Origin of the sequence: Bradyrhizobium sp. CB82 (genome assembly GCF_029714405.1) — a bacterium.
In the GTDB taxonomy this organism is placed as follows: domain Bacteria; phylum Pseudomonadota; class Alphaproteobacteria; order Rhizobiales; family Xanthobacteraceae; genus Bradyrhizobium.
Genome location: NZ_CP121650.1, coordinates 7,155,147 through 7,176,567 on the forward strand (window position 1 = coordinate 7,155,147; position 21,421 = coordinate 7,176,567).

The 21,421-nt window shown below is 60.6% G+C and carries 20 protein-coding genes; 7 read left to right on the forward strand and 13 right to left on the reverse strand.

The window, feature by feature from the left end; genetic code table 11:
* The first annotated feature begins 57 nt into the window (after window positions 1-57).
* Window positions 58-666, forward strand: a complete 609-nt coding sequence (locus QA640_RS34595; protein ID WP_283037277.1) for a methyltransferase domain-containing protein — start codon at window positions 58-60, stop codon at window positions 664-666.
* 125 nt (window positions 667-791) lie between these two features.
* On the opposite strand, the gene QA640_RS34600 is transcribed toward QA640_RS34595, so the two are convergent.
* Window positions 792-2,321 (reverse strand): hypothetical protein, encoded by a 1,530-nt coding sequence (locus QA640_RS34600; protein ID WP_283037278.1) that lies wholly within the window; start codon window positions 2,319-2,321, stop codon window positions 792-794.
* A 385-nt stretch (window positions 2,322-2,706) separates the two neighbouring features.
* Window positions 2,707-4,149, reverse strand: coding sequence for an undecaprenyl-phosphate glucose phosphotransferase (locus QA640_RS34605; protein WP_283037279.1), 1,443 nt, complete (start codon window positions 4,147-4,149; stop codon window positions 2,707-2,709).
* A 266-nt stretch (window positions 4,150-4,415) separates the two neighbouring features.
* Between QA640_RS34605 and QA640_RS34610 the strand changes: the two genes are divergently transcribed.
* The gene (locus QA640_RS34610) at window positions 4,416-5,072 is read left to right on the forward strand and encodes a ParA family protein (protein WP_283037280.1); all 657 of its coding nucleotides are present in this window, start codon (window positions 4,416-4,418) and stop codon (window positions 5,070-5,072) included.
* A 252-nt stretch (window positions 5,073-5,324) separates the two neighbouring features.
* Here the strand turns inward: QA640_RS34610 and QA640_RS34615 are convergent, their stop codons facing one another.
* From QA640_RS34615 to QA640_RS34655, 9 genes are all read right to left on the reverse strand, one after another.
* Window positions 5,325-5,648 (reverse strand): hypothetical protein, encoded by a 324-nt coding sequence (locus tag QA640_RS34615; RefSeq protein WP_283037281.1) that lies wholly within the window; start codon window positions 5,646-5,648, stop codon window positions 5,325-5,327.
* 954 nt (window positions 5,649-6,602) lie between these two features.
* A complete protein-coding gene (locus tag QA640_RS34620) occupies window positions 6,603-7,541 on the reverse strand; it encodes an ABC transporter substrate-binding protein (RefSeq protein ID WP_283037282.1) in 939 nt (312 codons plus the stop codon).
* Window positions 7,542-8,013: 472 nt separating this feature from the next.
* Window positions 8,014-8,421 carry a hypothetical protein gene (locus QA640_RS34625; protein ID WP_283037283.1) on the reverse strand — a complete coding sequence of 136 codons (408 nt, stop codon included), beginning with the start codon at window positions 8,419-8,421 and terminating at the stop codon, window positions 8,014-8,016.
* Window positions 8,412-9,161, reverse strand: coding sequence for a hypothetical protein (locus QA640_RS34630; RefSeq protein WP_283037284.1), 750 nt, complete (start codon window positions 9,159-9,161; stop codon window positions 8,412-8,414). Before QA640_RS34630 ends, QA640_RS34625 begins: the two co-directional genes overlap by 10 nt.
* A gap of 7 nt (window positions 9,162-9,168) precedes the next feature.
* Entirely contained in the window at window positions 9,169-11,409 is a 2,241-nt protein-coding gene (locus tag QA640_RS34635; protein WP_283037285.1) for a polysaccharide biosynthesis tyrosine autokinase, read from the reverse strand.
* Between the two features lie 250 nt (window positions 11,410-11,659).
* Complete coding sequence (locus QA640_RS34640) at window positions 11,660-12,253, reverse strand: hypothetical protein (RefSeq protein WP_283037286.1); 594 nt, start codon at window positions 12,251-12,253, stop codon at window positions 11,660-11,662.
* A gap of 124 nt (window positions 12,254-12,377) precedes the next feature.
* The gene (locus QA640_RS34645) at window positions 12,378-13,871 is read right to left on the reverse strand and encodes an O-antigen ligase family protein (RefSeq protein ID WP_283037287.1); all 1,494 of its coding nucleotides are present in this window, start codon (window positions 13,869-13,871) and stop codon (window positions 12,378-12,380) included.
* Between the two features lie 29 nt (window positions 13,872-13,900).
* Window positions 13,901-14,443 (reverse strand): hypothetical protein, encoded by a 543-nt coding sequence (locus tag QA640_RS34650; protein ID WP_283037288.1) that lies wholly within the window; start codon window positions 14,441-14,443, stop codon window positions 13,901-13,903.
* A 126-nt stretch (window positions 14,444-14,569) separates the two neighbouring features.
* Entirely contained in the window at window positions 14,570-15,772 is a 1,203-nt protein-coding gene (locus QA640_RS34655; RefSeq protein WP_283037289.1) for a polysaccharide biosynthesis/export family protein, read from the reverse strand.
* Window positions 15,773-16,062: 290 nt separating this feature from the next.
* On the opposite strand from QA640_RS34655, the gene QA640_RS34660 reads away from it, so the two are divergent.
* From QA640_RS34660 to QA640_RS34670, 3 genes are all read left to right on the forward strand, one after another.
* On the forward strand, window positions 16,063-16,632 hold the full coding sequence (locus tag QA640_RS34660) for a hypothetical protein (RefSeq protein ID WP_283037290.1): 570 nt from the start codon (window positions 16,063-16,065) through the stop codon (window positions 16,630-16,632).
* Window positions 16,633-16,708: 76 nt separating this feature from the next.
* A complete protein-coding gene (locus QA640_RS34665; protein ID WP_283037291.1) occupies window positions 16,709-16,984 on the forward strand; it encodes a hypothetical protein in 276 nt (91 codons plus the stop codon).
* A 209-nt stretch (window positions 16,985-17,193) separates the two neighbouring features.
* Complete coding sequence (locus QA640_RS34670) at window positions 17,194-18,369, forward strand: hypothetical protein (RefSeq protein ID WP_283037292.1); 1,176 nt, start codon at window positions 17,194-17,196, stop codon at window positions 18,367-18,369.
* Window positions 18,370-18,380: 11 nt separating this feature from the next.
* Here QA640_RS34670 and QA640_RS34675 read toward each other — a convergent pair whose 3' ends face one another.
* Window positions 18,381-19,004: a transglutaminase-like cysteine peptidase gene (locus tag QA640_RS34675; protein WP_283037293.1), complete on the reverse strand. Its 624-nt coding sequence runs from the start codon at window positions 19,002-19,004 to the stop codon at window positions 18,381-18,383.
* Window positions 19,005-19,199: 195 nt separating this feature from the next.
* On the opposite strand from QA640_RS34675, the gene QA640_RS34680 reads away from it, so the two are divergent.
* A complete protein-coding gene (locus tag QA640_RS34680; RefSeq protein ID WP_283037294.1) occupies window positions 19,200-19,937 on the forward strand; it encodes a metallophosphoesterase family protein in 738 nt (245 codons plus the stop codon).
* Between the two features lie 52 nt (window positions 19,938-19,989).
* Window positions 19,990-20,652, forward strand: a complete 663-nt coding sequence (locus tag QA640_RS34685; protein WP_283037295.1) for a hypothetical protein — start codon at window positions 19,990-19,992, stop codon at window positions 20,650-20,652.
* Window positions 20,653-20,669: 17 nt separating this feature from the next.
* On the opposite strand, the gene QA640_RS34690 is transcribed toward QA640_RS34685, so the two are convergent.
* Window positions 20,670-21,011 (reverse strand): hypothetical protein, encoded by a 342-nt coding sequence (locus QA640_RS34690; protein WP_283037296.1) that lies wholly within the window; start codon window positions 21,009-21,011, stop codon window positions 20,670-20,672.
* Window positions 21,012-21,421 lie beyond the last annotated feature (410 nt).

Genomic DNA, 21,421 nt, shown 5'->3' on the forward strand with positions numbered 1-21,421 from the left:
CCGCACGTGTTTTAGACGACTGGCTGCAGAAGCCATTCATTTCGTAGGTTTGATGCAATGGTAAAGAAGGTCCTCAACGCTGGAAGCGGGCCGGTCAATCCCGAGCGGCTACAGCGTACCTTCCGGAACGGCGGCTGGCAGGAAGTGCGAATGGACGTCGACCCGCGAGTCGCCCCGGACATTGTGGGCTCACTCGAGGATCTCAGTCCCGTCGCGGACAAGAGCTTTGATGCGGTCTTTTGTTCGCACAGTCTCGAGCACCTTCATCCGCACGATGTCCGCTCTGCGCTCCGCGGCATCGTCCGCGTGCTCAAGCTGCACGGCTTTGCGCTCATCACCTCGCCGGATCTCGAACCGATTGCAGCACTTGTCGCACAGGGGCGCGGAGAGGAAGTCGCCTACGAATCACCGCTTGGGCCGATTACCGCACTCGACATGATCTACGGCCACGCCGCGTCGATCGAGAAGGGCAATCTCTACATGGCTCACAACAGCGGCTTCACGGCAGAGGTCATTGCACGACTGCTCCTGGAGGCCCGCTTCGATGAAGTGCTGGTGATCAAGGGCAATTGCTACGACTTCTATGCGCTGGCCTTGATGCCACATGCCGACAAGCCTCAAATCCTCGGGGAGCTACGCAACGGCGGGCTCGACTTCACCGAGTAGGGCGGCACCGGGATCCGCCCGGCGCCCACGGTTGAGCGCGAAGGCGCTCGGAGCAATCATCCTGGCAAAAAACGAAACGCCCCCGAAACCGGGGGCGTTCGCTGCGGTATCTTTCGCTATGGGGGTTAGGTCGGCTTGTAGTCGGTGTCGTTGAAGATGATGTCCTGCACATTGGTGAAGGTCATCGTGTTGCCGCCAGAAGTAATGGTGGTGACCCCCGCCGTCGTGCTGATCGTGACGTCCGTCGAGTTGAGGCCATCCATGAAGGCCACGTTCGAACCCGCGCCGCCATCGATCGTGCTGTTCGTGATCGAAGTGACCTCGAACTGATCGTTGCCGGAGCCGCCGGTGATCGAGGCACTGCCTGTGCCCGTGATGTAGAGGTTGCTGCCCGTGGAAGCACTGCCATTGATCGTGTCGCTGCCTGAGCCGCCCCAGACCGTATTGGCACCGCCGCCGGTGATAGTGGCGACCGCAACTGAGGCCCCCTCAAGATGAGCCTGGTTGCCCGACCCGCTGATATTGATGACGTCGATGCCAGATCCGCCGAACAAGGTGTCGCTGCCATTGAGCGTGAAGGTGTCAGTTCCCGAGCTGCCGCCCGCGTACATCACGGTTGCACCGGAGCCGGCAACCAGCGTGTCGTTGCCGCTGCCGTTAGCGTACATTGTATCGTTGCCGCTGCCACCGGTCATTGACACGTTGCTGGTGCCGTAAGCTTCGAACGTGTCGTTGCCGCCGCCGCCGGTCATGGTGGTATTACCACCCTGCTCCGACACAAAGTGCTCGTTGCCGGTGCCGCCGGTGAGCGTATCGCTGCCCGTGCCCGCGATCAGCGTGCTGTTGCCAGAACCGCCCAGCAACAAGTTGTTGCCACCAGTGGCTTGGAGCTTGTCGTCACCACCGCCAGAAATCAGCGTGTTATTGCCAGAGCCGAGCGAAACGATCTGATCATTGCCCGTGCCGCCAACCAGCGAGTCGCTGCCGGCGCCACCATACAGCGTGTCGCCACCATTGCCGGCGATCAGGGTCTGGTTGCCGCTGCCGGCCTGGAGGTAGTTGTGGCCGGTACCCGATGCCTCAAGCGTGTCGTTGCCCGAGCCGCCAAACATCGTGTCGTCGCCACCGCCGCCGAAGAAGTGGTTGTTACCACCGTTGTTGTCGACGAACAGGTCGTTGCCGGTGCCGGCGTAGATCGAGCTATTGCCGGTGCCAGCGATCAGAACGTTGTTGCCATTGCCAGCATGAATCGTGTCGTTGCCGCCGCCTGCGGTGATCGTATCGTTATCCGTCGAGCCCCAGACCACATCGCTGCCGCTATCGAGCAGCGTAACTTTGGCGGGCCCACCATCTGCGACCACGATGCCGACGTTCTGCGTGCCGCGCAGCGTCAGATTGCCACCCGGTTCGATGACAATCAGCGCGTCGTTGGAGTCGGTCGTAATGGCGGCAGGTGTGTCGCCTTCGATGAGGACATTCGCGCTCGGGTCAATTGCCTTGTAGCCGTTCAGGCTCTCAACTCGGATTGTATCACCGGCAGTCGGGAAGAATCCCTTTGATATCAGATAGTTATCAATTTCAGTAAGCGTCGTTGAATCGACATGGGGTCCAATGAGCGCATTAAATTGAGCTTCGGTATAGTCATAGGTAGACATGTTACTGTCCCTTCCACCGAAGGTTACGACAACCCCCGGTTCATTTCCACAATGTCGGCTCTCGGACTCACCAGTGCCTCCCTTGCACCAAAGGGGAGGGTTGATCACGAGCTATGCTTAACTACTGGTTACATACCCGGGTAAAGGTTTCGGAGTCAACCTGTAGAATTGTGCACCGCGATCTTGAAAATTTCCTTTTGTTCTCCGTGGCTTATTAGGGACTGCAATCGGACGCTGCCGCACACGCGTGCAACTCGCTTAATTTGCAAGCATTGCTTTTGAACCGAATAGCGCACATACGATTCGCGGAACCTTCACTATTCGAAGCGCAGCCAAAACGCATCTCTAGGTTGATTTGCTAGGAAATACCAACAATTAGCCGCATTCAATAAGCGGGGGATATGAGCAGGACGACACAGGTCTTGAGCAGGATTTTTACGTCGAGCCACAAGCTCCAATTGTCGATGTACCAGAGGTCGTGATCGACACGCGCCTTCATCTGCGAGAGCGTGGTCTCACCGCGGAAGCCGTTGACCTGCGCCCAACCTGTCAGGCCAGGCTTGACGTGATGCCGATAGGCGTAGTTGGCGATGAGTTGTCCGTAATAATCCGTATGCGCCGCAGCGTGGGGCCGCGGTCCCACCAACGACATCTCGCCACGCAGAATGTTGATCAACTGCGGCAGCTCATCGATGCTGGTCCGTCGCAGCCAGCGCCCCACACGCGTCAGACGATCGTCATTCCGCGAGACCTGCTTCACCGTGGGACCATCATCCATCGTGGTGAGCGTGCGAAACTTGAAAATCCTGAACGGCACTCCGCTGAAACCGGTCCGGGCCTGTGTAAAGAACACAGGTCCTCTTGAGCCAAGCTTGATGAGCAGCGCAGACGCCAGCATCAATGGCGACGCCAGAATGAGCAGCGCGGCCGAGACCACGATGTCGAGCGTGCGCTTCGCCAGACGCTCCTCGAAGCTTAGCGGGGCGCGCTGGATCTCGGTCGCCCAAACGCCTCCGACAGACAATTCATGCCGTCCAAGAAGGCGCGAAACCTTGGGATCTGGAAAGAGCCGCACCGATAGCGGTACCGCACGCAGGATTTCCGCAAGCCGACCGATGCGATCGGGCCTGCCCCAATCCATGAGCAGAAAGTAGCTGTCGATGCGATGCTCCGGGCCAGCAGCGTCGATCAGTTCGCGACCGATTTCGTCAAAGTCGTCTGACGCCGGGAGAACCAGAAACCGCGCAACATCGTAGTCGTGAAAGGCGAGATCCTGCAGGTAGGTACGCGCCTCTTCGACGCGCCGATCACTGACGACCACCACCTGCCGCGGCGCGATGACGCGCATGGCGCGAGCCTGGTGCAGCTGCGCGCTGAGCAGCGCGCGCCAGCCGACCAGCGCACTCCAGCCGGTCAGGAAGAACGCGATGGTCGCACCACGGGAGAGATTGGGACCGACCTTCAGCAGAAAGGCCAGCGTGACAAGCATGAGAAAGACCGCGATCCACGCCATCGTGACCTCGCGGCACTGGAGAACGGGCTGCATCAGCCGTCGCACGGAATAGTTGCCGCGGTAGGTCAGAAATATCGTGAGATAAAAGGATACGGCGCAGGCCAGGCCCATGAACGTCGTGAGATCTCCGACCTCCTGCAGCATGATGCGATGGTAGCCGACCGCAGAGGCCACGCTCGCAAGGATCAACAGGCAAAGATCGGCGAAAAATACCGCAGGACCAACCAAGTAGCCGGGAATGCCAAGCCGCAGGCCCGAGCCCCTGGCCCCGCCCCCTACTTCTCGGGACAGCCGATAGTCGGTAGTGTCAGCCACAAGAATGACTCAGCTGTAACCGAATTAAGGAAAAATTGAGCTCGCCTTATAGAGACAACTTAAACGTTTGGCGAGTCGTTTGCTGTGATGCGGTATCGCTCTCCGCTCCCGACTCGCCCCGGACGAAGCCTGGACAGGCAAGAATGCAACACTCCGTTGTCAAAATTTCTGCGCAACCTACCGAGACTTGAATGAGAAAATCATTCGTTGGATTGATGGGAGACGATCGGCGGAAAGAGCGCTCTGCTCGACTAGAGAAAAGGCATATGCGCTCGGTGATCTCAATCGTCCAGCGGAAAGGCGGGGCGGGCAAAACGACCATCGCGATAAGCTTGGCGGGCGATTTGCACCGGCGCGGCATCTTGGTGGATGTTATTGACGCCGATCCACAGCGATCCGCCGCGGAGTGGGCCGCGCCTGGACGGCTTCCCTTTCGGGTCTCCGAGGTGCCGCTGCATTATGGTGAGGCAGCCCGCTGGGCCAAGCTCATCAGCTCATCGCCGGGGAGCGTCACCATTATTGACACGCCGCCGCACGAATACGCGGTTGGCGCTGCGGTCGCGGTCGCTGACATCATCGTTCTGCCCTGTACACCTTCGGGGCTCGACCTGAGCGCCACGGAGGAAACGATTTCGGCCATCGCCTTCGCCCGCAGCAAACGCGACGCCGACGTCCCGACCTTTCTCGTTCCCAATCGGGTCGATCCCCGAACGCTGGAAGGCCAGCAAATCGTGGAGGCGCTAGGCGAACTGGGAGAGACGGTCTGCGGTCCAATTGCTTCGCGGCTCGCTTACGTCCGTGCCTTCTCTGCTGGCACGCTGCCCCGAGGTTACGCCATCTCGACGGAGCTTGCCGGACTGAGCGAGCCTATACTTGCGGCAGTCCAGCAAGCGATGCACGCCCCCCGTCTGCCGGCGACCTGACGGTCTTGCCAAGCCAAACAACCTTGGGTAGTAACGATAATATCGCTCGTTAAGCGCAGGATGAGGAAACACGCCCTTTGGAAGTCAGGAGCCCTTGGATGATCGGAGCGAGCCCATTTCGTCGTCGACTTCAATCGTCGAAGAATTGCAACGAGCACGCCGAATATCGGTCTGACAGTCGCGATCGACAGCGCAAGCCTCTAGCCGTCCGATCGAGCCTCGCTCATTCGAACAGGGCCACGAGTTGCTGCACTATTGGAGAAATTTCGATCTCGGCAAAGCCGTCGAGACCTGATTACCTTCGAGCTGCGCTGCCTGATCGCGAGCTCGCACGGCTTGGGCCTGATCTCGAACGTGCTTGATGTAGGGGCGCAGAAGCTTTCGCGCATCCTCTATGCCGGCACGAGCGTCGTTGACATCGATACCTCGCGGCAAGGGCGTCGCGGTCAACTGTCTATCCATCGCCTCGATCAACTTGGTGCAGTCATCCCGATGCTCTCCGGCAACCAATTCGGCAGCCAGCAGCCGGATGAGGTTCAACAACGCCAGGGTAGTAACTTTGGACGTATCGCTCAACGCAGGCCCTTTCGCTGGTTGCCTGCCCCCATGCCAGATCGCTAGCAAGATCTAGCGAGTAGTATCATTCCCATGATGGGTGGCACATTTGTGGTCAGCGTTATTTCCGTTCGCGGTATGTGCCCATTACTTTTATGAGAGGGCTACTATCGATCTAAATCACATTTGAAGCAGGGGCTTGTACTATTGAGAGTTAATCACATCGAGAGGCGCCCAAGAGCGTCCGCCGGCTTAATCCGCTTCCGGAAGTGCAATCTATAGATTCGGGGTCCGGCCCCTCATCCAAATAAGCACCGAATTTGGTGGCGAGGCTCCGCGGATGGCGCCCGCAAACGCACGGCCCCACCGCCAAGCAAGTCGGTGGAGCGAACGGGTCTTCTTAGCGGCTTTGCTTGCCTCGAGAGATTGCCTCAGCGCGTAGCAGAGTTTGCTGCTTCGATAAGTGGCTAATCGTGCAGGGCTCGACGATCAGTACGCGCGGCGGAGGACGGGGCCTACCGGCGCACAGACGCGATCCATGTACCAGCCGTACGGCGTTTCAACACGCACCAGCGGGCAGCGGCGCGACGGCACATAGCGGTAAGGATAAGGCTGCGCCCAGAACGTGACAGGCGTTGCCCGGCTCTCGCCTGTCAGCAGAGCTGCACTCGCAGACATTTGCATAGCAGCGCTTGCGTCGCTCGCTGCACAGAAAGATGCAGCCAATCCCAGAAGACCAACCCGCGCGAACGTCTGCAACATTCGTAAAGCTCCCTTGCCCCAACCGAACTCGCTGATGGCCCGCTTGATTCCAAACCGAATGGGCCTAACGGCGATCGAACTCTGAGACAAACCCAGAGATCAGGTCACATTAGACAAAGGCAGATTACCAACCCGCCGGGTCATTAGGCAACCGTAGCACCTGACCAAATCGTCCCCTGAGGCGAAATAGCCTGGAACTGTGGCATGTCCGACCTAGTTCTCGCCGCTCCCCGCTCGGGGTGCGGTAGGATCCGGCGCGCGACGATAGACATCCCGCAACAATTGGTAGTTGACCGACTGGGCGAGGGGCACCTCTTCCTGCCCAAGCTTGGCAAACATCAGAATGTCACGGAGAGTTCTCCAGCGGCGTTCGTCGTAGTCGGCGATCCGCCCACCCGGCGGCAGGACCAGGCCGCGCTGTTGCTGCAGCTCGAATCTGACACGGTCCGGGTTCAGCCGCTCCGGGTCAAAGCCAACGAGAACCGGTACGCTGCGCGTATAGTCACTATAGACGAATTGCCAGCCCTTAATGAGGCTTCCGAGCACCTGCGCGATGGCTGAGGGGCGATCATGAACCAAATCCGAACTCGCAAAGTACACCATTCCCGGGACGTGAATCGCGTAGTCTTGTGGCTTGATGACATTCAGTCGGACATAACCGGGCTCGGACGGCTCCTGTCCGAGCCCGGCGATGATCGCGTCCACCTGACCGGTACGCAGGGCGTCGAACGTGTCGCGGTCGGCCACTTTCGTGATCTGGCTCCTCGGCAAGCCGAGCTGGGCCATCATGGCATCAAAGATGACGTCTCCCTCGCTTGCCCTGCGATAGCCTAGCCGCTTGCCGACGAGGTCGGCCGGGCGTCGCAATCCCGAGCTTTCGAGCGTGAAGATCGCGACCGAGGTATCGAGAAAGCTTGCCCCGAAAGCGGTCACCGGGACGCCGCGCCAGGCCGCCAGCAGAAATTTATGGCCGCTCGTCACGCCAATGGCATGTTGGCGTGCGACTGTCGCAACAAAATCGGGATCGTTTGGATCGGCGCGCAGCGTGACGTTGGGAGCGAGGTATCCTTGCTTTTCAGCGATCATTTCCCCAGCGAACGGCGCGCCGAATGGGCCATCCAGCAGCAGACTTAGTTGCGCGGCCCCCTCCATCCGCCCCGTCACAGGCAGCGGCTCCCGCGTGAGCGTCAGGATCGCCGCGCCAGCAACCGCGATGGCAGCAAGAATGAGCAGCGTAAGCCGCCGCTGTCCGCCTCTCACAGTTCGCCGCGATCGTGCGCGAGCCACTTGGAGATTCCTGCGATAGGTGCGTTGCATATCAGTTGAGGGAGGCGACGCAGCGACAGGGAAGAATTACCTGGTTCTCTGAACGTTGCACTATGATTTTGCTCAACAGCTCATTCCGATATTGTGATTTATCCTCTTTGGTTGTGGTGCGCTTCTCTGCGCAAATCCACTCTCCAAGCCTGCATGCACAACACCGTCCCTCTCGGGCAACGCTTAGAGGCGAAATACGTCGATCCGCCGGAGCAACGCATCGCGGTCAAGCGCCAGCTTTCAACGGATGTTCAAGTCCGGAAAGCAGGAGAGCAAATCGGCTTGCAGGCAACTTGCCCCAACACAACTATTTTTGCAAAAGGACATACTTGAAGTTTTTTATTCCGCTTATCGTTCCAAGAATCGTGTCGACACGCTTGTAAGGGGCCACATCAAAAGCGTTGCATTTGTCCGAGTTCAAATAGCAAACCTTGACACTTATCGATCGCGGGCAGCTATTCTTTAGGCTGACAACGTGATCGACTAGGGTCGGATTGACGACGTGGACGCGAGCAGCGGCTTCGACGTCCAGACAAGGTCGTCCCAGTGCGTCGCGGACCACAGGCTTGTCAGACTGTTCGGCCGGGCCCTGCAGCGTAAGCCGAGACGAGCTCTGGCCTGTTGTTTGCGCTTGGGCTGCCAATAACGGCAGAAAAGCGAAATAAATGGCCGCTGCACGAACCGATCGGTAATAACTTTTGATGATCACCGCCATAGCCTCTCATCGATCTCAACGCCAGGAACCCTGACCTTCAAGCCATCACCAACCAGTCTTTTCGCGAGCGACTTGCGTTGAATGATATCCACGCGCTCTAAGCTCGCCAGAAGGCGGTCCCGACGAAGCCAACCCACCGTCGTTAGATTCATCGCCGCATCCTCAATGAAATCGCCATCAACCATCCCGGCAAATTCCGAAACTGCCTTTACCTGCATCACCTCACTGAGCTTCGGAAAGATCGCGAGCGCCAACTTGTTGCGCCGGAGCGCAATCCAAGCCTCCCGCGGAGCCAGCGCATAGGATTGCTCGAGGTAGCTGATGCTATTGAGATCGAAACCGTTGCGGGTAGTCTCCACCGAATAGAGCATCAGCCAAAGAAAGGAATCCGTAGGATTCAGCGACAGAGAGGACCTCACCTTCTCCACGGCCAAGGCGACTTCGCGATCAGCTTCCTCCGAACTCGCCCGCTCCGTTGCCTCCTCGGCAACACGCAGGCGCACCAAGGCTTCCGCTCGCGCAAGCTCAGAAGGCAAAAGGATCGGAGCGGACTGCTGTTCGATCCGCACTAGCACCTTACTCAGCACACCAGGCTTGAACCGGTCATCCAGTAGAATCTGCCTCGACAGTTCGCGAGCCGGCATCACTCGCCAGAACGACGGCAACGCGTCCAACGACCAGAGCACACTAACCACGCCAAGCAGCAGCATCGGCGCGCGCTTCCACGCTTGCAGCGCCATCCGGCCGCTATTCCACATACCCGTAACGAGCGTAGTACTTCTGGTAGTAGTAGCGACCGTGGTAGGACTCGTAGCGCGCCAGCAGCTTGGTGTCGGCCTTGTTCAGAACGACCCCAAGCAACTTGTCCTGGATCGCCGGTGCATTGCGCAGATTGTGCTTGACGACGTCCATCTTGGTCTTGCCCCACTCGACCACGAAGACATAGGAATCGACGAACGAAGAGGTGACGCGCACGTCCACCACCGGCGCCATCGGCGGCATGTCCAGCACGACGTAATCGTATTTCGAGCGGAGCAGCGCCACGAGATCGCGCATCTGCTTAGAGGCGAGGATCTCGTTGGTATGCAGCAGTTTCGAGGTTCTGCCAGCGGGCAGCATTGACAGCCTGGTTTCGGGATCGACTGTGAGCGCATCGTCCAACTGCACCTTCTGCGCGATGACGTCGACCAGGCCGATCTCTGCGTCCGGCGCCAGTGCGCGCGACAGCGAGGGATTGCGCAAATCGGCATCCACCAGGATGACGCGGGCGCCGCTATGCGCCATCAGCTGCGCGAGATTGCTCGAGAGCGTGCTCTTACCCTCGCTCGGCAGGGTCGAGGTGACTGCCAGCGCCCGATTCTCTCGCACAATGGAATTGAGATCCACTGCCACCTTCAGCGAACGCACGGCCTCCGCAAAGCGGGAGAGCGGAGTGTTGACGACGTAGCGTAAGAGGTTGGGCTGCGGGTTGTCTGATTTTCTGCCGAGTTTGCCGGGGAGGATGGATGAAGCTGCGGCGTCTAGCGTCGGCAGAATCGCGATGCAGCTGGCACCCAGCACATCTTCAACCTGCGTCGTGGTCCGGAACACCTTGTCGGTGAGCTCGCGCGCCATGGCCGCACCAAAGCTCAGCATCAATCCGCCGAGCAAAGCAGCACCAAGTATAACCATGCTCTTCGGAGAACTCTTCACCAGGGGCGTTGTTGCCGCGCTAATCACGCGCGCCTCCGTGATCGGGAATGACTGCTGCTGCACGCTTTCCATGTAACGCTGCAGGAAATTGTCGTACATCGCCTGGTAGCTCTGCGCGTTGCTCTCAAGCTCACGCAGCTGGATTTGCGCCTGGTTGGTGAGTTGCGATTCCGAGACGACGTTGGCGAGGCTCGCCTTGATGCTCTCCTCGCGGGTCCCCGCGATATCGTAGTCGCTCTTGTAGGATTCCTGGATCCGCCTCAGCTCGTCCGTAATGTTCTTCTTGATCTCCGCCATCTGCTTGCGGAGGTTTACGGCGGCGAGGTGGTCAGAGCCGTATCGCGCTGACCAGATGGACTCCTTGGAAGCCATGTCGACATACTGGGCGCGCAGCTTGACGATCGTGTCGTTCTTCAGCGCATCCGTGACGTTGGCGTCCGGGATATCCTGCTTGAGGATGTCGTTCATGCGGTCGAGGCGCGCCTTGGCCTCGGCGGTAGACGCATGCGCCAGCACCAGCTGGCTGTTCACCTCTGCGAGCTGCTGCTCGTTCATCAGCCGGCCGCCGCTATCGACGATGTTGTTGGCGATCTTGAAATCCACCACCGCCTTCTGCGCCGTGGAGGCCTGCGTGCGCAGCTCCTTGATGCGGTCCTGGAGCCAGACGCTGGCCCGGCGCGTCGCCTGATATTTCGCCTCAAGCTGATCGACGATATAGGCATCCGCGATCGCATTGGCGATCCGTGCGGCTTTGGCAGGATCCCGCGAGGTAAAGCCGATCTCCATGACATAGGTGAGACCCAACCGCTTGACCGTCCGGTTGTGCTCGAAGCGCTGGAGCGCTTTTCGTGTCAGCTCGAATTCAGAGGAGACATGGCCCCCGGTGACCGAGCCGATCATCGCACCAAGCAGGCCGCCACCGCTGCCCGTGAATTCGGGATCGTCGATCAGATGCAAATCCCGGATCACGGCGAGGCTGATATTCTCGGACTTCAGGATTTCCACCTGGGTTTCGACGGTCGCAGAGTCGATTGCGATATCGCCGAGCACCGATTGCTGCTGGAACAGCTGCACCTTCCGGGTGTCGATCACCATCGTCGCAGTCGAGGTGAATTGCGGCGCGGCGGTGAAGAGATAGAGCAGCGCGAGGATCAGGCCGGCCGACACGATCGCCACCATGGTCGGGAACTGGCGGCGGGTGATGTCGAGATAGGAGGTCAGCATCTGGGAGCGAGCGCCGTCGATCTCACCGAGATCCCGATTGATCTCCGAGGTCGGCTTGTTCACCTGCAACATCTATCGATTCCTGAAATCAATCGGGCGTTTAACACTGAAGCCCGCCCAAAAGCCCCACGGCGTTCGGAGCAAATCTCGTGCCCAACGTCTCATGCCGGAAGCTAGCACAATGCCACCTAAAATTGAACGTCGTTGATGAGCGCGGCGCAACACGCGCGTTACACCTTCTATGAACCTTAACGGCTCCAAAGCAAAGCGGCGCTCAAGGGCGCCGCTGTCGTGACGATCTGATGAGGCAGCTTTAGCCGACTTAGCGCGGGCTAACGCTTGTCAAGCTGCCGACCTGACCTGGCTGCAGGTTGCCCTGCGCGTTCGGGGTAGACGAACTGCCGAACGATCCCTGCCCATTGTTGTTTCCACCCTGTGAAATGCCCCCGCCGGTCGAGCCACCGCCGCCGGAGCCGCCGGTCGCGGCGATCTCGACGTCGCCGATTGCGGCCTGGTAGGCGGCAATCACGTCGGCGCTGTTGGTGCCGGCGATTCCGCGCTGGATCTCATCGGCAAAGGCCGCGTCGCTCTGGGCGGCCATGCGGGCGAGCTGGGCAAGGCCGGTGACGATCGCGCGCATCTGGTCCTTCGTGGTCGCGGGATCCTTCAGGAGCGCAATCAAACCCGGGACCGTCGTGGGGTCGGAAGCGCCGAGGTCGCGCACGCGCGAGATCATCTGCGCGCCGCCGGTCGGATATTGCTGCAGGAGGCTGTTCGGGGAGGCCTTGAAATCGGAAATCGTCTGGGCCGGCAGCTGCCGCTGCGGCGGATAAACGGCAGCGCTCGCGGCCGTTGAAATCGCAGCTGTCAGAACCGCGGCCGCAGCCAACCGAAGCGCCAATCGAAGTGCGCGCATAATAGACCTCCAAAATATCAGCTTGCCCCCTGCCGCGGGCAAATGACGCGTGCAACGCGGAACCTAGCCGAACAACCCTCGGCTGTCCATTTATTCTAAAAACTCCGTTAAGGCGGCAACTGCTTCAAAAATAGACGGTTTTATGAACATCAGGCCTGCGTCGCGAGGCCCTTTTCCTCGCTCTATCCGGTGCGCCCCGAAGGCCTTTTGCAACCTGCGCCTCAACCTCCGGCCGAACCTCGCCCGAGCGGAAGGACTGGGCCAAACCGGCACCGAAAAGCGCAAAGAACGGAATGCTGTAGCCCGGGATCTGGAGCGTGAAGTCCAGGCACGAATGCAAGAGCGACAGCGCAGCGGTCGCCGCGGCCGCGAGCGGGATGATGACGTCGCGCCGTCGTCCGAATATGCCCTTTGCGAGAATCGCGAACATGATAGCCCAAGCCGCCGCCACCAAAAGTGCCATGGGGATGCCGACCTCGGAAGCTAACTCCAGGGGGGTCGAATGCGCTGCGTCCCAGATGCCGCGAATCGAGATGTTGGGGCTGCGATAGGGCGGGAAGGCCCACTGGAAGGTACCCATTCCCGTCCCAAACCACGGATTGTCGGCGATGATCTTGAGCGTGGATTTCCACGCCTCCACCCGCCCCTCATCGACCAGGCCCTGGCTATCGAAGCGGCTCGAGACGCGTCCGCCGAGCAGTTGCAAGAGGCCAAGCGCAACGACCACGCCCGAGCCCAGCGAAATCCAGATGCCGGTGCGCTGTGGCAGGTCCTTGCGCAAAAATGCGGTGAACGACACGATCATGGCGAGCAGCGACAGGCCGACGCCGGCGCGCGAGGTCGTCATGAACATTGCCATCAAGCAGACCAGCAGCGCTAGAAGCTGCGGCAGGATTTCCCGCGGAGGAATCTCCACAAGATCCCGCGGCAGACGTTTCCAGTCGATGTGGCGCTCCGGAATGCGACGGCGGACGTCCTCCAGAATCAGCAGCATCCAGATCACCGCGCAGGAGCCGAAATAGGCCGCCGCCGTGTTGCGGTTGATAAAGGTGCCGGTGACGCTGCCGAGATACGCGGTCTTGTCGCGCCACAGGATCATGGTGGGCTCGATCAGGAACGAGGCGACACCATAGAGCGCGTAAACCGCGCCGGAGACGGCGATCACCCAGACCATGCGGCGAGCTCGCTCGCGCTGAGCACCGATGATGATCCCAAGCAGGATCGCAAGGATGTTCGCAAGCGGCGCGCCCAGCGCAAAGAACGCCTCGTTCTTCACGATGGAGGCTGACGGCGCGATCGGCACGCCCAACAGATCCGACACCTGCTTCCAAATGGGGTTAAACGGCGCGACGAAAGGATGGTCGGACAGCTGCTCATGCAGGACAAAGGTATAACCGGCGATGATCACACCAATGCCGGCGATGATCCACAGATGCGGGCCACGCAGCTCGCGCGTAGGCGCAAGCACCAATGCAACGCCTAGGCACAGGCACCAGAACGCAATCGAGAGGTCGTTGGTCGAGCCGAAGGGAAACGGCGCACCGGCCACGACGAAGAATAGGACAAAGGTCGCAGGCAAGCTCCACGACCAGCGGATGTTGGGAGACCAAAAGCGCATCGTCGTTCAGGGGGCGAGCTTTGCTTTAGCTAGAGGAAGCAATCGATCGGATAGATCTTCAAATCCACGTTCAAACGGCTGTTTCGGGTTTGCGCCCGAAAGGCAAAAAACGGCCCGCCGTCATCGCTGGCCGGCTCGAGTTTGATCCCGGGGTTGAGTTCGTCCGGCGGCACCAGAAGCCCGATGTGGCGGTTGATCGCGGAAATCTCGACCTTGTCCCTCCCCTCGCCAAAGCTCGCGGTCAGCTGCGTAACCGTGACTTTCGGCAAGCCCCGACGTTGATGGCACGTCTCCTCCTCCCAGATCTTCGTTTGCTTCACCAGCGGTTGGCCCGCGGTGTCTGGGGCTACGATATCGGAAAAGGACGGCCGCAGCATGCCGAAAAACCGGCTCTCCTTCGAGTTGGCTGACAGACGCACAGTAAAGGAGAGCGATCCCTTCGCACCGGGCAGATGCTCAAGAATCGGCGCGTTCGGCTCCGCTGACACGATCACGTCGATCCGGTGCCGCACGCCAAGGCTGGTTTGAGCCGACGCCGTCCCGTTGCCAAGCCAAAGCGCTGCGGCAATCACGACAAGCGCGCGGTCCCGCTGGCAGCCTTGCATGTGGTTTCCTTTGAGTTACGAACCGCCCCTCAACGAAAATGGCACCGAGACAAAGCCCCGGTGCCATTTCCTTGTCGTTCGTATCGCCCGATCTTACGGGGCGGTCTTGATGTTGTTGCGGAAGATCAGCGTATCGTTGGCGAGGTTCACCGCATCGGCGCCGGTCGCCATGATCACCCGCAGGTAGGTCAGGAATTTCGTGACTTCGACGTTGCGCGAGTTCGACACGTAGATGACGTCCCCGTTCTTCATCATGACCTTGGTGGCGAGGAAGAAGCCGCCCGGATCGCGGAAGTTCACGTTGAAGATGACCGGGATCGTGTCCGTCGTATATTTGTTGACGTCGATGCCAAGCTGGGCTGCGACCTCGCGCGGCTCGCGACGATAGAGGAACACGGCGGCCGGATCGGCCTGCCCGTCCAAGAGACCACCGGCCTTGCCGACCGCTTCGCCAAGGTTGATGCGCCAAGCGTCGAAGTTGAACTCGCCGCTCTGGCCGCTGGCCCCAAACGCCAGGAACTTCTGCTGTTCACGATAGACGTAGATGCTGTCGTCCGGCCGCACGTAGATGTTGTTCTCGGGCGCCATGACCAGGTTTTCGAACGGCACGGTGGCGCGCCGGCCCTGGCGCTCGAGCATGACCCAGGTCTCGAAGCCCTGGCCCCTGATGCCGCCGGCGCGGGTAATGGCGTCAAGCACCTTGTCCTTCGCGCCCGCCGCGCTCGCCGGGAAACGGGTCGGCGCATTGACTTCGCCGAGCACGCTGATGAGCTGCGTCCGCTGCGAGGCCATCGCCACAACGACCTGCGGCTCGATGGCGCGATTGGCGATTTTCTCCACAATCGCGCGCTGGATTTGCACCGCCGTAAGGCCCGCCGCCTTGACCTGGCCGGCATAGGGGACGGTGATGAACCCGTCATTGTCCACCGTCTGATCGGGAATCGTCACGAAGTTGCCGGGCCGGACGCCGGCTTCAGCCGGGATGAACAGGCCGCCGGCCGCGGCTTCGAAGATGGTGACGCTGACGACGTCGCCGATGCCAAACACGATGCTGGCCGGCGGCCGCTTGTCCGTGAACGCCCCTGCGAGCCCCTTGGGCTCATGGCTATGCAGGATCTTGACCGTGGCCGGGTTAAGCGGGACCAGCTCATACTCCGGGGCATTGGCCGTCTGGACGTGGTTGTTAACGTCATCGGTCAGAGGACCCGAACCCGGATTGGTGGAGCACGCGCCAAGCGCCAGAGCGACCAGCAAAAATGCCGGCTTAAAAATACGAGTCTTGGCAAAGGATTGCATGAAGCGCGCCCAATAGTTCCCAATTGGCGAAATTGGTACGGGCTCGCGGGCGGTGCGGCAAGCTGTCGGGGCGGTTGAGCGGGGTTAACGCCGCTGTATGTTGGCGGGTGTTGCTCCATTGCAACTTAGGGGAACCACCGTCAAGCCATTGTGACCATTTGGTGTAACTCGTTTGCCTGAATGGCGAGCAGACCACGTCATAAGTGTGCGCGGCTCCCAAAGGTCGCCGGTCTCTGATAGGAAGACCTCACGCCGAGGAAGCCCTCCCCCGCGCGATGGACCACCGGGACGTGCCTGTTTTCTCCATCGGACTGATCGGACTGTTTCTGAGGGGGACGACCGGCCCGGTTGAGCCCTTGCGGTTGGAAGCTGGCTGTCGCCTCGCGATGAGTTCGGAAACCGCCTGCCCGGGGCCGCCCCTGGTTCAGGTCGCCTCGCCCTCTGGCTGGAAGTTCACGCGCACCCAAGGGACCAAAGACGGCGAGAGCTTTGCCGCCATCATGAAGACGGCGGACACGGTTCAGTCCGATCTGGACTTCGCCGGCCTCATCGTGCGCTGCGCGCCCAAGGGCAAGATCGACGTGCTGATCGCCCTCATTCGCCCGTTTCCGCCGCGGAGCCGCCCTCAGGTGACGATTGCCGCCGGCGGCAGCTCGCTGACCTTCGAAGCCAGCATGGCGGGCGCCGGCACCGCCGTCCTTTTGCCGGACGAGGTATCGGCCTTTGCCGCAGGCAAGTGGCAGACGACGCCCTCGCTTGCCGTCAGCGTGAAGGAAAATGACAGCGAAATCAAAGGCGTGATTACACTCGGCGGGCTTCGCGAGGCCTATGCTTCGCTGCTCGCAAGCTGCAGCCAATAGCGAACAATCTGCTCTTGCAACTTAATCGAGCCTTAGGGGTCTGGAACCTAATGTCCGGAACACGGGAGTGTTTCGGATGGCTGGGCTCTTGATCTTCAGTTTTCTTGTCGGTGCGGTGCTCGGGCAGCGCTTTCGAGTCATGGTGCTGCTGCCGCTGACACTTGCGATGGGGCTTGCCGCGATTCCGGTCGGCTTGGTTGCTCACCTCGCATTTTTCGACGGCCTGAAAGGTTTCGCGTTCTGTGCTCTCGCGCTTCAAGGCGGTTATCTGTTCGGATCGCTTGCACGTTTTTGGCTCGCCGCAGCACGTGCCTCTCGCGTGTTTGCGCGCCCGTTGAAGACCGCGCGCTGATTTCATCCGCCATGATCTGCGCGTCGGGGCAGGGTGTGATGGCGGGCGCCGCTTGAAAACGGACTAACGGCTTGTATGGTGGCCTTTCGCTGGTTCAGGCATTTCTTCGAGCGCGCCGTTTGTCTCTCGCCTATTTCGCCCTCATTCTTTCCGTCGTTTCTGCCTCCATCCTTGAAATCGCTGGCGCCACCTCTGGTGCAGAGCTCGGGATGGCGGCTGCCGCGTTAAGCCTGCTGGCCGCCTCGCTCAATGCAGGAAAGGCCGACTACGACCATTATCTGCGGGCGACCGCTTGGATTCGCTGGGTTCTGATTGTCATCCCGATCTGCATTGCCGCCCAACTTCTCCCGGTCTGGCTTGCCCTGGCCCACCCGATTTGGACCAGCGCCCATGACGCGCTAGGCGGCTTGCCGCTCGGCTCTATCACAGCCGATTTCGGCCTGACGCTGAATGCCCTGTTCCTGGCGCTTGCCGCGCTATCGCTGCTCGGCGTGACCATCGTCGTCGCACGCGACCGCCGCCGCGCCGAGCTGATCTTGTTCGTATTGAGCGGGGTCACCACGCTGTCGGCTCTGGTCTTGGATCTCCGCATCTCGCCCGCACTCGCGGACGGCTCAACCGGCAGCCTTGCGGCTCCCCTCGGCGGCTTTGGTCTGATACTCAATCTCGCGCTCCTGCAGTTGGCAGCCGAGCGGGCGGAGACACGTCACGCCTTGTCGCGTTCGATCGCGATCGGCCTCTACGGCCTGGTCGGCGCGCTGATCACCGCCTTGGCCGTCTATGGATTTTCAAGCACCAACAGCGCGGTCACAATGAGCTTCGGTATCGTGCTGTTCTTGCTGGTCCTGATCATTCGTCGCCTGGACCTTTCACCGCTCGCAGCCTCAGCGCTCGCGGCTGCCGCCCTGATCGGAGTCGGCATCGTCCTTGCCTTCATCTTCGAGAAAGGCTCCGGCTCTGTCCTGTTGCGGCTCTCATCAGAACTGGCCGGGGACGCCAAATCCGCGCTCGAGCGGATGCTGGCCGATACACGCTGGTTCGGCGGCGGCGCTGGCGGGTTTGCAGCCCTGGCGCGGATCTACCAAAGTGACGCGGGTCAATCGCTGGCCGCGCCTTCGGCCGCCGCCGCGGTCTTTGCCGATATGGGCTGGATCGGTCTCGTAGCCGTGATCGCGGTTGCGGCGGCTCTTCTGCTGCGTTTGTTCTTCGGCGCCTTGACGCGAGGCCGCGATTCGTTCTTCCCGGCGGCTGCCGCGGCCTGCCTCTGCTTTGCGCTTGTCGAGGCCCTTGCCGGCCCTGGACTGCTGCGACCGGCGGCAATCCTGTGCCTTTCGGTCATCGTGGGACTTGGGCTGTCGCAAAGCATCAGCCAGTCCTCACGATAACGGCCTCAACGTCAGACATTGCGATCGCCGAGCGACGCCCAATAGTTCGGGTTCTTCGGCGTCTGAATGCGCACCCAACGATAGGGCTTCTTCGACCACGGCAGGATGTGTCCGGTGAGATTGTCCAGCACGAGGTCGCCGGAAAAGGTTCGCACTACGACGACCAGGTGATGCTCGCCCCAGGTGGTCACGACCTCGCTGAGCAAAACCGAGCGGGCCGGCCAGCCCTTTTGGATCAGGTCGTGACGTTTTGTCACAGCGTAGTCGTTGCAGTCTCCGCTGGTCGGGTGCAGCAGCCACTTTTCACCGCGCAGCCCCTCCAGATTGGGTTCGGGTCGGATCGCTGCGTTCACCTGCTGGTTCACGTCCTGAAGCTGTGCCACGCGCTCCGGCGTCAGTTTCAGGCGACCGCCCCTGAACACCATGCGATGTGGCTTGCACTCGTTTTCGTACTTCAGGCAAAACATCGTGAACGCCATCGGCGGCAGCGTCGGCTGGTCGAACTTGATGTATTGAATGGCCCCGCGCAGGTTGATCGGCGCGCCGACGAAACCCGCATTGGCACTCTGCTGGACTCCGATCGCAGCTCCGAACATGGCGGCCGCAACGGTTAGGAACTTAGCTACTTTGCGCATCCTGCGCCCCCCGTTCTATCTTCGGGGTGACCCTACAAACGGCGTCTTGAAATATGCCTCAACGAGGCAGCCGCCATTGAATCAAACTCAACGCAACGCTTCCGGAAACAATTAACAATACCGGGCAGGCACCTGCTCTGCTAAGAGCAGCGCTGATTTGCGCGACTTTAAGAAACAAGCGATTCGACCGACCCAATGGGCCTTTCCAGACGCTTTCGTAAGAAGACCAAGCCCCGGCTTCCCGATGGCGTCCGCGTCTATGCGATCGGAGACGTGCATGGCCGCGCTGATCTGCTTCAACCGCTGTTAACCGTGATCGATGCCGATCTCGCACGCTCAGCGCCCGTACGCGCCATCCAGGTCTTCCTTGGCGACTATGTCGACCGCGGTCCTGACTCGCGTGGGGTGCTCGACCTCTTGATCGAACGCTCGAGGACCCATGAGACCGTCTGCTTGAAAGGCAATCATGAGGTCTTCCTGCTCGAGGTGTTGAAGGACCCGGCCCGATTGCAGGAATGGCGCCACTATGGCGGCCTGCTCACACTGGTCTCCTACGGGATCACGCCGACCATGAATCCATCCGCGGAGGAGCAGGTCGAGTTGATCGAGGGGCTCAAGCGCGCAATCCCGCCCGAGCATCTGGCGTTCCTGCAGCAGCTCCCCTCCTCCTTCACCTGCGGCGACTTCTTCTTCGTCCACGCTGGCGTAAAGCCGGGTGTCCCGCTGGAGCGACAACGCGATGAAGACATGCTCTGGATTCGCGACGAATTCCTCGCCTCCGAGGAGCGCTTCGGAAAATATGTCGTCCACGGCCACACGCCGGTCAGCGCGCCGGATATCCGGCCGAACCGCATCAACATCGACACCGGCGCCTATGCCACGGGCAACTTGACGCTATTGACGATCCAGGGCGATAGTCTGCTTGCGATCTAGCCCTCAAAGCATGGCATTCCGGCCCGCCGCAGAATTGGCTTTTAGAGTTCCTATGCACCCGACGAACTGGCTTCGCGGCCTTGGTATCTCCGTTGCAGCGACGCTGATCCTTTATGCCGGGGTGAGCCTCTATGGCGATCTCACGCTGCTGAGATTCCGCGCCAGCGATGTGTTCGCAGGTCCCCTCGCGGCGACAAATGCCAACGCATCGTCTGGCAGCTTTGCGCGGCTGGTGTCGTTTGACGGCGACTTGCTAGCAAGCGACGCGGCGCGGATGACAGCTCAGGTCATCCATCATCCCGCCAGCGATGCAAGCGGTCGGGCCGCGGAGAACAAATCGGCGCAGGACGCCGTGACTGCAGCACTTAAGATCTCTCCCGTCAGACCCGCGCTTTGGCTGGCACTTGGCACGCTGAAAGCCGAAATGCGCGCCCCGGCGACAGCATCGCTGAAGATGTCCTATTTGACCGGCGCGGTCCCGGTGGACGTAGCATTTTCCAGGCTTCAGACCGTGACATCGACCTCGGCTGCATCTGACGAGGAGATTCGGCTCCTGGCGCAATCCGACATTCGGTTGGTGCTTGCGAGCCGCGCACGCTTCGATGCGCCGTTGGTTGCGGTTTATGTGCAAGCATCGCCAGAAGGGAAGTCGCTTCTGCTCGACGCCACCCAAACCATCGATCCCAAGTTCAACGCGTTGCTGAAGAAGTATTAGTCAATTCAAATCGGATCTTAGCGCCTGGATCCTGGCTCAATCGGCACGAAATCGCCCTCACGCCGCGGCTGGTCCGATCTGCCCTGATAGACAAATGTGCCCTTCTTGGTCGTGATGATGTCGCCGCGCTGCAGGCTTTCGTCGTTGAGGACACGCTCGCTTGCGACGATGTCGGGGTCCTCTGGGGTCGGTGCATAGAGTTCTCGATGATCGCTGCGCTCGCGAGCGATGTCCTTTGCCCGCCGCTTTGCCTCTTCAACCCGTTGCCGCCACTCGTCGCGCGAGGGCTCGGGTGGCCCCGGAGAGAGATAGTCGTTGACGGTTGGCCCGAGTTCGTCTTGCGCTACGCAGGCGGGCACAGATTGGAAAAATCCGATGGCAAGGGCGACAGCGGCAATAGTCCGGAATCCGTGTCGTCCCTGCGCGAGAACAGGACCGGCGTGCCGAGCGGTCTGCAACGTCACAGCTCCTCTTGAATGGGTGCCCGCGGACAAGGTGCACGTCCGCCTGGGTCTCGAGCTGACCCTGTCCTCCCCACGCACGGGCAAACTTTGCGTTTCAACTCATGTGGTGGGCTGCGTTTCGCAGCTACTTCTGCCGGCGGCAGGATGACGCCGAACAATCAGTGACTCGCGCGTTACCGCCGACTTGAGGCGCTCCCTCGCGTGCTGCTTCCGCGCCAGGGCTGGGCACGAGCACCCCTGGTAAGTGGCGCCTCGATGCGGCTCGGAATATTCGGAGTGGCGTTCGGAGGCGCAGGCTGAGACGG